Origin of the sequence: Diaphorobacter sp. JS3051, assembly GCF_015832135.1 — a bacterium.
Lineage (GTDB): Bacteria > Pseudomonadota > Gammaproteobacteria > Burkholderiales > Burkholderiaceae_C > Diaphorobacter > Diaphorobacter nitroreducens.
Map to the genome: position 1 here is coordinate 4,301,649 of NZ_CP065406.1, position 11,771 is coordinate 4,313,419.

The window sequence follows — 11,771 nt, forward strand, 5'->3', positions numbered from 1 at the left end:
CGAAGGCAGGGGCCTTCGCGGTTCGAGGGGCAAATCCTCAGGGGCAAGATGTCTGGGCGAACATTTGGTGTGCAGTCCTTGCGGTGGGGGAGGGCGGTTGTGCGCGTTTGTCACGGTTGCCTGGTCCGGAGGTGCTGCTGTCGCTCTTGCCGACAAACCGTACATTATACCGGCGCAGCAAAATTCAAGGGGCTTTGTCAAGCCCCCGAGGTCATTTTGTAAGCCCCTCTTCCAGCGCGCGGCGGCGCTCCTGCAATTGCCGGTAGCGCTCGATGGCCGCCGGGTCCTGCGAGGCCGCGGCGATCAGGGCGTTCTGCTGCAGCTTGATGGCTTCGATGAGCATGCGGTTGAGCAAGCCACGCAGTTCGGCGCGCAACTCGGTCTCGTCCCCCTCGGTCTGGGCGTGGGAGCCAGTCATCACCCGCTCGGCCAGGGCCTGGCAGTCATGGCCTGCCAAGGCCTCGCGCAGCACCGCCCAGGACTGGGGTCCGTGCTCGTGCAATTGCCCTTCCAGCCAGACGAACAGCGCGCCGTGCGGCGCGGGCTGGTCGCACAGCAGCGTGTGATCTTCGTGCGACAGCTCTTCGAGGAATTCCATGTGCGACAGCAGCAGGCGCGCGGCATGGTCGGCGCGCCCCGTGAGGGGGCGGCGCGGCAGCGGCGGCTGTGGGGGGCGCTGCTCTTCGCGGCGCCAGCGCCCGCCCTTCCATTCGCCGCCCTTGCGCCAGCGGCGTGCGGGCTCGCCACCGGCGGGGCTGCCGTATTCCATGCCCGGCGGTTCCTGCCCCCAGGGCGGCTCGTCGCCGAAGGGGGCGCCGTCGTGCGCGGGCGGGTGCGCGGCGGAGCCGGGGCGCGGGCTCTCCTGCGCCCAGAGCTGGGCCAGATCCGGCGCGGGCAACTGGCCCAGTTCACCCAGCTCGGTCAGCAACTGGCGCTTGAGCGCGCCGTCGGGTAGCGCTGCCCACAGCGGGCGCGCGTTGCTCAGCATGTGGGCGCGGCCCTCGGCCGTTCCCAAGTCGCAGCCCTCGCGCGCAGCCTCCAGCAGGAAGCGCGACAGCGGCACGGCGTCGCCCACATGGCGCGCGAACGCCTCCGGTCCATAGGCGCGCACGAAGCTGTCGGGGTCGTGCTCGGGCGGCAGGAACAGGAACTTGATGCTGCGTGTGTCGCTCGCGTAGGGCAGGGCGCCGTCGAGCGCTTTGCGCGCCGCGCGGCGGCCGGCCGCGTCGCCGTCGAAGCTGAAGACCACCACGTCGGTGAAGCGGAACAGCTTGTGCACATGCTCGGGCGTACATGCCGTGCCCAGCGTGGCCACGGCATTGGGAAAGCCCAGTTGCGCCAGCGCCACCACGTCCATGTAGCCTTCGGTGACCAGGGCGTAGCCGTGTTCGCGGATGGCGTTGCGCGCCTCGTACAGGCCGTAGAGTTCGCGGCCCTTGTGGAACACCGGAGTCTCGGGGGAGTTGAGGTACTTGGGCTTGTCGTCGCCCAGCACGCGCCCGCCAAAGCCGATGCACTCGCCCTTGACGTTGCGAATGGGGAACATCACGCGGTCACGGAAGCGGTCGTAGCGCTTGCCGTCTTCCTCGTTCACGATCACCAGGCCGCTTTCCTCCAGCAGCGGGCTGTCGTACTCGGGGAACACGCTGGCCAGGCCCCGCCAGCCCTCCGGCGCGTAGCCCAGGCCGTAGCGCTTGGCCACCTGGCCTGATACGCCCCGGCCCTTGAAATACTGGACGGCGCGCGGTGACTCGCGCAGGTGGCGTCGCCAGGCGTCGCCGGCCTTCTCCAGCACGTCGGTCAGCGTGGCCTGCTTCTGGCGCTGGGCGGCGGCGCGTTCGCGGTCCTGGGGCGAGGTGTTCTCGTCGTCGGGCACCTGCATACCGATCTGCTGGGCCAGGTCCTGCACGGCCTCGCGAAAGCCCATGCCCGCGTGGTCCATGAGAAACCCGATCGCATTGCCGTTCTTGCCACAGCCAAAGCAGTGGAAGAACTGCTTGGACGGGCTGACGCTGAATGAGGGCGATTTTTCCCCGTGGAAGGGGCACAGGCCCATGAAGTTGGCGCCGCTCTTCTTGAGCTGCACATAGCGGCCGACCACATCGACGATGTCAACGCGCGCAAGCAACTCCTGGATGAACGACTGGGGGATGGACACCGGGGTATTTTCCATCAGCCCGCCGTCAGCTGGCTTTGCTCTAATGAACGGGTCTTGCATTCCCGGCCTGAACAAGAAACAAAGGAGCCCCGCACGTGACCAGCATGTACGACCAGAATCTGCCGCGCACCGAAGCCAACCATGCGCCGCTGTCGCCCCTGTCCTTCATCGAACGCACGGCCGAGGTTTACCCCGACCGCCTGGCCATCGTGCATGGCGAGCTGCGCCAGACCTGGGGGCAGACCTACGCGCGCTGCCGCCGCCTGGCCAGCAGCCTGCGCCGCGCGGGCATCGGCAAGAACGACACCGTGGCCGTGATGCTGCCCAACACCCCGCCGATGGTGGAGGCGCATTTCGGCGTGCCCATGGCGGGTGCGGTGCTCAATGCGCTGAATACCCGGCTGGACCCGGAGACCATCGCCTTCATGCTGGACCACGGCGAGGCCAAGGCGGTGATCGTGGACCCCGAATTCGCCCCCGTGATGGCCAAGGCGCTGGCGCTGCGCCAGTCGCAGGCGCCGCTGCTGCGCATCGACGTGGAAGACGCCGTGTACGGCCCGGCCGCGCAGCGCCTGGGCACGCTGACGTACGAGGACTTCCTGGCCCAGGGTGACGCGCAGTTCGCGTGGGAACTGCCCGGCGACGAGTGGGACGCCATCGCACTCAACTACACCTCGGGCACCACGGGCAACCCCAAGGGCGTGGTCTACCACCACCGCGGCGCGCACACCAATGCCGTCAGCAACGTGCTGGAGTGGGACATGCCCAAGCATGCCGTCTACCTCTGGACGCTGCCCATGTTCCACTGCAACGGCTGGTGCTTTCCCTGGACGGTTGCGGCGCGCGCGGGCGTCAATGTGTGCCTGCGCCGGGTCGAGGCGCAGGCCATCTTCGACGCCATTCGCAACCACGGCGTCACACACTACTGCGGCGCGCCCATCGTGCATGGCCTGCTGGTCAACGCGCCTGCGGCGATGAAGGAGGGCGTTCCCGCGGGCGTGAAGGCCATGGTGGCCGGGGCAGCGCCGCCGGCCTCGATGATCGAGGGCATGGAGCAGATGGGGTTCGACCTGACCCATGTGTACGGCCTCACGGAGGTGTACGGCCCGGCCACCGTCTGCGCCAAGCACGCGGCCTGGGACGCGCTGGACATCGGCGAGCGTGCGCGCCTCAATGCCCGCCAGGGCGTGCGCTACCACCTGCAACGCGCGGCCATGGTGCTCAACCCAGACACCATGGAGCCCGTACCGCACGACGGCGAGACCATGGGCGAGATCATGTTCCGCGGCAACATCGCCATGAAGGGTTACCTGAAGAACCCCAAGGCCACCGAGGAGGCCTTCCGTGGCGGCTGGTTCCACAGTGGTGACCTGGCGGTGCAGTACCCCGACGGCTACATCAAGATCAAGGACCGCAGCAAGGACATCATCATCTCGGGCGGCGAGAACATCTCCTCCATCGAGGTCGAGGACGTGCTCTACCGCCACCCCGACGTGCTGGCCGCCGCCGTCGTCGCCAAGCCCGACCCCAAGTGGGGCGAGACGCCCTGCGCCTTCGTGGAGCTGAAGGTGGGCGCGCAGGCCACGCCCGAGGACATCGTGGCGCACTGCAAGAAGCACCTGGCCGGCTTCAAGGTGCCGCGTGCCGTGGTGTTCGGCGAACTGCCCAAGACCAGCACCGGCAAGATCCAGAAGTTCGAACTGCGCAAGCAGGCGGGATCGGCCGCGGCCATCGACGTCTGACGTCCGCCGAGGGCCGGCGGCGGCAGCCAGCGCCACGGCCTGGCTGCTAACCTTCCGCGATGCGCGCGTCCCCTTCGCCTTCTGCCGGCGCACCCCCGCTGTGGCTGCTGGTGCTCATCACCCTGAGCGGCACCCTGGCCATGCACATGTTCGTGCCTGCGTTGCCCGACGCGGCGCGCGCGCTCGGCGTGGGGCCCGCGGCGGTGCAAGCCACGATCAGTATCTACATCGTCGGGCTGGCGCTCGGGCAGCTGGTCTACGGCCCCTTGTCCGATGCGTTGGGACGGCGTCCCCTGCTGCTGGGCGGGCTGGCGCTGTACGCGGCGGGCAGCATCGCTGCCATGCTGGCGCCGACCGCACCGGCCCTGATCGCTGCGCGGTTCATCCAGGCGCTGGGCGGCTGCGCCGGGCTGGCGCTGGGGCGCGCCATGGTGCGCGACACCAATGGCCCGGTGGAGGCCGTGCGCACCCTGGCACTGCTCAACCTGATGATGATGGTCGGCCCCGGCATGGCGCCGCTGGCGGGTTCGGGCCTGGTGGCGCTGGGCGGCTGGCGGGCGGTGTTCGTGGCACTGGCCTTGGCCGGTGTGGCGACGCTGCTGCTTTCCTGGCGCAAGGTGCCCGAAACGGGTACGCCCACGGGCCGTGTGAGCCCGGGCCGGCTGGCACGCGCCTACGCCGCGCTCTTGCGCTCGCCCACCTTCCTGGCCTATGCGGTGGGCGGTGGTTGCGCGACCACGGCGGTGTATGCCTTCATCGCGGCGGCGCCGTTCATCATCACCGAGCAGTTGGGGCACCCGCTGCGCGACGTGGGCATTGCCCTGGGCGTGGTGATGGTGGGCATGGCGATCGGCAATGCGCTCACGCGGCGCCTGGCACTGAGCATGCGGCTGGGCCGGCTGCTGGTCTGGGGCAACGCGGTGAGCGTGGCCTGCGCGCTGGTCTTTCTGGCGCTGGAGCTGCTGGGCTACCTGACGCTGGAAGCCACCGTGGGGCTGATGCTGCTGTTCGTGCTGGGTGCCGGCATGGCCAGCCCGGCGGCGCTGTCCAAGGTGCTGACGGTGGATGCGCGCCACGTCGGCGCGGCTGCCGGGTTGTACGGTTTTGCGCAGATGGCGCTGGGCGCGCTGTTCACCCTGCTGGTGGGTTGGGGCTCCAACCCGGCGCTGGCCTCGTCCTGCGTGCTGCTGGGCGCGGCGCTGGTGGGGCAGGGGTGTCTGCAGTTCGCGCTGCGGCGCGAGAAGCGGGTGCGCGGCGAGCGGGCGCGCGGCGAGCGGGTGCGCGGCGAGTAGACGGGGTTCCCGGAGTAAACCCTGAACGCTATTGTTTTAATAGCTGTTGGCGCACGTTGATTGGGCGCTGCAGGCCCATTTGATTCAATTTTCTAAATTGACCCGTCGGCGAGGCGCTGCAGCTCGGCCCAGGTGGTGGCAGGCAGCGGTACGCCGTCCTTCAGCGACCGCGCGCGCTGGCGGTAGCGGCGCTCGCCGGGCTGGCGCGTCTGGCCCGCGGCCGCCATGGCCTGCACCAGGTCTTCGCAACGCTGCGCAAAGCTGCGGCCCGCGCTCTTGGCTGGGTCGATGGCGATGATCAGCTCGCCCGTCCAGGGCGTCTGTGCGCCGGGGTGGCCGCTCCAATCGAACTCGAACGAGAAGTTGCCGCCCGTGAGCGCGGCCGCCAGCAGCTCCACCATCATCGACAGGGCCGAGCCCTTGTAGCTGCTGTGCACGCCGCCGAAAGGCAGCAGCGCGCCGCCGTCCAGGATGGCGCGCGGGTCGTTCGTGGGCTGGCCGTGGCGGTCCACGCCGTGGCCGTCGGGCAGCAGGCGGCCCTCGCGCGCGGCGATCTGCACGTCGCCGTGGGCGATGGCGCTGGTGGCCAGGTCGAACACCAGCGGCTCATGGCCCGCGCGGGGCGCGGCGAAGGCGATGGGGTTGGTGCCGAAGAGCGCCGTGGTGCCGCCACTGGGCACCACGCAGGCCATGCTGTTGACGAGTGCCAGCGCCACCAACCCGTCGTCAGCCAGCGGCTCCACGTCGGGCCACAGCGCCGCAAAGTGGTGCGAGTTGCGGATTGCCAGCAGCGCCACGCCGTTCGCGCGCGCTTTGGCCACCAGCGCCGAATAGGCGGCCCGGTAGGCGGGTTGGGCAAAGCCATTGCCGGCATCCACCGCCAGGTAACCGGGTGCCACATCCTCCACACGCGGCACGGCGCGGCCGTCCACCCAGCCGCTGGCCAATGTCGACAGGTAGCCGGGGATGCGGAACACGCCATGGCTGTGCGCGCCGTCGCGTTCGGCGCTGGCGCAGTTGTGGGCCAGCACGGCGGCCACTTCGGCGCTGGTGCCGTGCCGCTCGAAGATGCGCGCGAGCGTGCCGCGCAGGTCATCGAAAGGCACGTGCTGGACGTCGCCGCTGGCGGTGTGAGAAAGGGGCATGCAGAGGTCTCCTGTGTGGGGCGCGTAAGTGGTGTGCAGGGGGGTCTTGCTTCCAAAAGCATAGCTTCTCGCGCTCTCCCACTATGGGGTTAACGGTGTTTTTGCTTCAATCTTCGCATGATCCGACCCGCTGGGGCGCGTGTGGTGCGCATGCCGCTAAACGCCGAGTGGGTCCTGCGTGCTGCGCCGCAGTAATTGCAGGGCCATACCCCACCACCATGCTTCGGAATTCGTAGCGCCCTGCGTCAGATATGAACGGCATTGCACAGGTGCGGTGCGCTGGAGCTGCGCAGGTGTGCACTGCGCAAAAAGCGGCGGAACGCCGTGGTGGGGTGCGCGATGCTTCGCGTAAACCCTCTTTGGCGTGCGTTTGCAACCCGCCAAAGATGCGGGTCTGGATTGTCCAGGCATCCCAATCAAGGAGTGAAGTAGATGACAGAGCAGACCAAGACCCCAGGCCGCCGAAACCTACTCAAGGGTGCTGCGGTTGCCGCGGGAGCCATGTCCGTGCCCATGATCAGCACGGCCCAGACCACGGTGTTCCGATTCCAGAGCACCTGGCCCGCCAAGGATATCTTTCACGAGTTCGCGGGAGACCTGGCCAAGAAGATCAACGACATGGCGGGCAGCCGCCTGAAGATCGAGGTGTTGCCCGCGGGCGCCGTGGTGCCGGCCTTCCAGTTGCTGGATGCCGTGGCCAAGGGCACGCTGGACGGTGGCCACGGCGTGGTGGCCTACTGGTACGGCAAGAACCAAGCCGTGGCGCTGTGGGGCTCGGGCCCGGCCTTTGGCCTGGATGCCAACGGCGTGCTCGCGTGGCATTACTACGGCGGCGGTAAGGAACTGCTCGACGAGATCTACAAGAGCCTGAACCTGGACGTGGTCTCCAAGCTCTACGGCCCCATGCCCACGCAGCCGCTGGGCTGGTTCAAGAAGCCGGTGGCACGCGTGGAAGACCTCAAGGGCCTGAAGTTCCGCACCGTGGGGCTGGCGGTGGACGTGTTCACCGAGATGGGCGTGGCCGTGAACCCGCTGCCCGGCGGCGAGATCGTGCCCGCGCTGGACCGCGGCCTGCTGGATGCGGCCGAGTTCAACAACGCCTCCAGCGACCGCGTGCTGGGCTTTCCCGACGTGGCCAAGAACTGCATGCTGCACAGCTTCCACCAGTCCAGCGAGCAGTTCGAAGTGCTGTTCAACAAGAGCAAGTACGACGCGCTGTCGTCGGAGCTGAAGGCGGTCATCGACTACGCCGTGCAGGCCGCCAGCGCCGACATGAGCTGGAAGGCCGCCGACCGCTACGCCAAGGACTACGCCGAGATGCAATCCAAGCAGGGGGTGAAGTTCTACAAGACGCCGGACGCCATCCTGCGCGCGCAGTTGGCCGCCTGGGACAAGGTCACGGCCAAGAAAGCCGAAGAGAACGCCATGTTCAAGAAGGTGATGGACTCCATGCGCACCTTTGCGCAGAGGAGCGGCCGCTGGAAGAACGACACCGACGTCGACTTCAAGATGGCCTGGAACCACTACTTCGCGCAGCGCAAGAGCTGATGCCGCGGCAGGCCCGGCGGGCCTGCCTTTCATTCTGACGAGGGCCGGGGGCGCGCGCAGGCGGTGCCGCCCGGGCCAGCGTGTATCCGTTCATTGCCCCGCGGGGCCGCAGCGTTCTCTTCCAGCCATGCAAAAACTCTTACTCGGCATCGATGCCGTGTCCACCTTCATCGGCAAGGCGGCGGCCTGGGCCGTCGTGGGCCTGACGGCCCTGATCTGCTGGGAGGTCTTCTCGCGCTACGCGCTGAACAACCCCCATGCCTGGGTGCTGGACGCACAGATCATGCTGTACGGCACCATGTTCATGCTGGCGGGCGCCTACACCCTGGCCAAGAACGGCCACGTGCGCGGCGACGTGCTGTACGGATTCTTCAGCCCGCGCGTGCAGGCCGGGCTGGACCTGCTGCTCTACATCCTGTTCTTCCTGCCGGGTGTGCTGGCCATGACCTGGGCCGGCTGGACCTATGCGCAGGAATCGCTGGCCATCCGCGAGCAGACGTTCTCCGCCACGCCGCTGCCGCTGTACCCCTTCAAGTTCGTGATTCCCCTGGCGGGCGCCGTGCTGCTGCTGCAGGGGCTGGCGGAGATCGCGCGCTGCGTGATCTGCCTGCGCCAGGGCGCGTGGCCCCGGCGCGGCGAGGACGTGGAAGAGGTGGACGTCGAGAAGCTCAAGGAGATGGTGCACGTGAACGACAGCGACCTGCAGGTGCCGGCTCCCGCATCCGCCGCACAGGGGGGCAAGCCATGAAGATGCGCAAGGAACTGTGGTTCGGCTTTGCCATCATGGCGCTGGTGGTGGCCGGCGCCGTCGGGATGCTGCTGGGCGTGGAGACCGTCACGCGCGGCCACCTGGGCTTGCTGATGCTGTCGCTGGTGGTGGTGGCCATCATGGTGGGTTTTCCCACCGCGTTCACGCTCATGGGCATGGGCATGATCTTCACCTGGCTGGCGTACGACCGCGACATCACGCGCACGCTGGACCTGATGGTGCAGGCAGCTTACAAGAGCATGGCCAACGACGTGCTCATCGCCATCCCGTTGTTCGTGTTCATGGGCTACCTGGTCGAGCGGGCCAACCTGATCGAAAAGCTTTTCAAGAGCCTGCACCTGGCCATGGCGCGCGTGCCGGGTTCGCTGGCCGTGGCCACGCTGATCACCTGCGCCATCTTCGCCACCGCCACGGGCATCGTGGGCGCGGTGGTCACGCTGATGGGCCTGCTGGCGCTGCCGGCCATGCTGCGCGCGGGCTATAGCACGCCCATGTCGGCCGGCGCGATCACGGCGGGTGGCTGCCTGGGCATCCTGATTCCGCCGTCGGTGCTGCTGATCCTGTATGGCGCGACGGCGGGCGTATCGGTGGTGCAGTTGTACGCGGGCGCCTTCTTCCCCGGCATCATGCTGGCGGGCCTGTATGTGATGTACGTGATTCTGATGGCCAAGCTCAAGCCGGCCTGGGCGCCGCCGCTGTCGGCCAAGGAACGGCAGGTGGTGCTGCCGGCCATGACCGCCGCGCTGCCCGCCGAGACGCAGCAATATGCCCCCGTGCGCTTGCTGGATGCCCTCAAGGGCAAGCGCAATGCGCAGGTACCCACGGCCTATGTGCTGCGGCAACTGGCACTGGTGGTGATGCCGGGGCTGCTGTTCGTACTGCTGGCCACCAGCAGCTGGCGTGCGGTCACCACGGTGTCGGTGGAGGAGGCGTACGGCATCCAACCCATCGGCTTCAACGACAACTCGCCCGGGTGGCGTCGGAGTTTGGCTTGCAGGAGCCGCCGGTGGAGGGCGGCCTGCAAGAACCGCCGCAGGAATCCACGGGCCTGCAGGAGCCTCCGGGCGCGGACAGTGGTGCGCTGGCCGAGCCCCCCGGTGCCGAGCCCGCACAGTCCGCCCCATCCGCAGTGGGGGAGCCGCCCGGCTCCACCGCAGGTGCCACGCCCCAGGCCGCCACGCAACCCGCGCCCACCTGGTGGTGGGTCATGTTTGGCGTGCTGGGTGCGGCCACAGCGCTCTTCTATCTGTTCCTGAGCTTCGCGCGGCTGGAAATCTTCAAGATGCTGCTGGGCTCGTTCTTCCCGCTGCTGACACTGATCATGGCCGTGCTGGGCTCCATCGTGTTCGGTCTGGCGACGCCGACCGAGGCGGCGGCCATGGGGGCGTTCGGCGGCTTCGTGCTGGCCGCGGCCTACAAGCGTCTGAGCATGGATGTGGTGCGCGAGTCGGTGTACCTCACGGCCAAGACCTCGGCCATGGTGTGCTGGCTGTTCGTGGGCTCGGCCATCTTCTCCGCGGCCTTCGCGCTGCTGGGTGGGCAGGAGCTCATCGAGCAGTGGGTGCTCTCCATGAACCTGAGCAAGATCGAGTTCATGGTGCTGTCGCAGGTGGTGATCTTCCTGCTGGGCTGGCCGCTGGAGTGGACGGAGATCATCGTGATCTTCATGCCCATCTTCATTCCGCTGCTGAGCCACTTCGGCGTGGACCCGCTGTTCTTCGGCCTGCTGGTGGCGCTGAACCTGCAGACCGCCTTCCTGTCGCCGCCCGTGGCCATGTCGGCGTTCTACCTGAAGGGCGTGGCGCCGCCGCATGTGACGCTCAACCAGATCTTCCTGGGCATGCTGCCGTTCATGGGCATCCAGGTGCTGGCGATCGTGCTGCTGTATGTGTGGCCGCAGATCGGTCTGTGGCTGCCGCAACTGCTCTACAAGTGATGCCGGGCCGGGGACTGCGGTCCCCGCCTCATGGCGTCAACGCGCCGCGGCCCTGCGGCGCGTGAAGTTCCACCACGGCAGCACGCGGCTCATGGCCAGCACTTCGCCGCAGTGCATGGGCGCATAGCCGGGCATGGCAGCCATGCGCCGTTGCCAGGCAGGGGTCTGCAGCAGTTCGCGCAGCGCGCGCGTGGCCGGCTGCTCCAGTGAGGACTTCAGGCAGGCCAGGTGGTAGCGCTCGTACACCAGCGGCACGAAGTCCAGCCCGCGCGCACGCGCCGCCAGCTCGATGCCCATGCCCACGTCGGCACTGCCGGCGGCGATGGCCTGCGCCAGCGCGGCGTGCGAGGGCTCATCGCGGTCGTAGCCCTCGATCTCTGCGGGTTCCAGGCCCGCCTGCGCGAGCAGGTCGGTCAGCAGCACCCGCGTGCCCGTGCCCAGCGGGCGGTTGACGAAGCGCGCGCCCGTGCGCGCCACGTCCGCCAGCGAGGTCAGGCCCAGCGGGTTGCCGCGCGCCACGATCAGGCCCTGCGCGCGGCGCGCGAAGCCGATCACCTTGTGCAACCCCGGCTGCAGCAGCGGGCGGTAGGTCTGCGCGGCCAGGGTATCCATGCCCGGCTCCTCCAGCGTGTGAAAGCCGGCGATGGTGCACCGCCCTTCGTTGAGTGCGCGGATCGCGTCCACGCTGCCGGTGAAGCGGATGTCCAGATGCAGCGCGCCGCCCTGGCCCGCGTGGGCGGGCGCGGTGGCGAACGCACGCAGCACGGACAGCGCATCGTCGTGGCTGGCATACAGCGTGAGCACGTGGGCATGTTCGTCGAACGCCACGGCAAACGCGCGCTCCAGATCGGCGCGCAGCGCCTCGATCTGCGGCGCGAGCCGCGCCTGCGCCTGGCGCTCGGCCCACAGCAGCTTGGTGCCGAATTCGCTGAGCTGGGCGGACTGGCCCTTGCCCCAGATGATGAGCTCGCTGCCCAGTTGTTCTTCCCAGCGCTTGAGTGCGCCCCACACGTGGCGGTACGACAGGTCCAGCGCGCGCGCCGCGCCCGAGATGGAGCCCTGCTGCGCCACGGCCTGCAGCATGTCGAGCAGGGGATTGCGGATCAGCGCGTCGTCCGCGTCGCGGTCGAGCGTGTAGTGGAGTTGGATCCTATGCACAAGTTTTCATATCGCCGGGTATT

At 68.3% G+C, this 11,771-nt stretch carries 7 protein-coding genes and 1 pseudogene; 5 read left to right on the top strand and 3 right to left on the bottom strand.

Features of this window, described 5'->3' with window-relative positions; all coding sequences use genetic code 11:
• Window positions 1–211: 211 nt before the first annotated feature.
• Window positions 212–2,158: a DNA primase gene (gene dnaG, locus I3K84_RS20490; protein WP_196996142.1), complete on the bottom strand. Its 1,947-nt coding sequence runs from the start codon at window positions 2,156–2,158 to the stop codon at window positions 212–214.
• 95 nt (window positions 2,159–2,253) lie between these two features.
• Between dnaG and I3K84_RS20495 the strand changes: the two genes are divergently transcribed.
• Both I3K84_RS20495 and I3K84_RS20500 read left to right on the top strand, forming a co-directional pair.
• Entirely contained in the window at window positions 2,254–3,900 is a 1,647-nt protein-coding gene (locus I3K84_RS20495) for an acyl-CoA synthetase (protein WP_196995228.1), read from the top strand.
• Window positions 3,901–3,959: 59 nt separating this feature from the next.
• Window positions 3,960–5,192 carry a multidrug effflux MFS transporter gene (locus I3K84_RS20500; RefSeq protein ID WP_196995229.1) on the top strand — a complete coding sequence of 411 codons (1,233 nt, stop codon included), beginning with the start codon at window positions 3,960–3,962 and terminating at the stop codon, window positions 5,190–5,192.
• Window positions 5,193–5,284: 92 nt separating this feature from the next.
• On the opposite strand, the gene I3K84_RS20505 is transcribed toward I3K84_RS20500, so the two are convergent.
• On the bottom strand, window positions 5,285–6,337 hold the full coding sequence (locus I3K84_RS20505; protein WP_103739106.1) for an Ldh family oxidoreductase: 1,053 nt from the start codon (window positions 6,335–6,337) through the stop codon (window positions 5,285–5,287).
• Window positions 6,338–6,769: 432 nt separating this feature from the next.
• On the opposite strand from I3K84_RS20505, the gene I3K84_RS20510 reads away from it, so the two are divergent.
• From I3K84_RS20510 to I3K84_RS20520, 3 genes and pseudogenes are all read left to right on the top strand, one after another.
• Window positions 6,770–7,885: a TRAP transporter substrate-binding protein gene (locus I3K84_RS20510; RefSeq protein ID WP_011806257.1), complete on the top strand. Its 1,116-nt coding sequence runs from the start codon at window positions 6,770–6,772 to the stop codon at window positions 7,883–7,885.
• Window positions 7,886–8,012: 127 nt separating this feature from the next.
• The gene (locus tag I3K84_RS20515) at window positions 8,013–8,633 is read left to right on the top strand and encodes a TRAP transporter small permease subunit (RefSeq protein ID WP_011806256.1); all 621 of its coding nucleotides are present in this window, start codon (window positions 8,013–8,015) and stop codon (window positions 8,631–8,633) included.
• Window positions 8,630–10,590: pseudogene (locus I3K84_RS20520) on the top strand (TRAP transporter large permease subunit). The gene I3K84_RS20515 and the pseudogene I3K84_RS20520 overlap by 4 nt, the downstream one beginning before the upstream one ends.
• Before the next feature lie 36 nt (window positions 10,591–10,626).
• Here I3K84_RS20520 and I3K84_RS20525 read toward each other — a convergent pair.
• A complete protein-coding gene (locus tag I3K84_RS20525) occupies window positions 10,627–11,748 on the bottom strand; it encodes a substrate-binding domain-containing protein (protein WP_011806254.1) in 1,122 nt (373 codons plus the stop codon).
• Between the last annotated feature and the right edge of the window lie 23 nt (window positions 11,749–11,771).

Bases quoted from the DNA above. Each gene is read 5' to 3' on its own strand.
- I3K84_RS20500 (WP_196995229.1), top strand. From the start codon at position 3,960: ATGCGCGCGTCCCCTTCGCCTTCTGCCGGCGCACCCCCGCTGTGGCTG.
- I3K84_RS20505 (WP_103739106.1), bottom strand. From the start codon at position 6,337: ATGCCCCTTTCTCACACCGCCAGCGGCGACGTCCAGCACGTGCCTTTC.
- I3K84_RS20510 (WP_011806257.1), top strand. From the start codon at position 6,770: ATGACAGAGCAGACCAAGACCCCAGGCCGCCGAAACCTACTCAAGGGT.
- I3K84_RS20515 (WP_011806256.1), top strand. From the start codon at position 8,013: ATGCAAAAACTCTTACTCGGCATCGATGCCGTGTCCACCTTCATCGGC.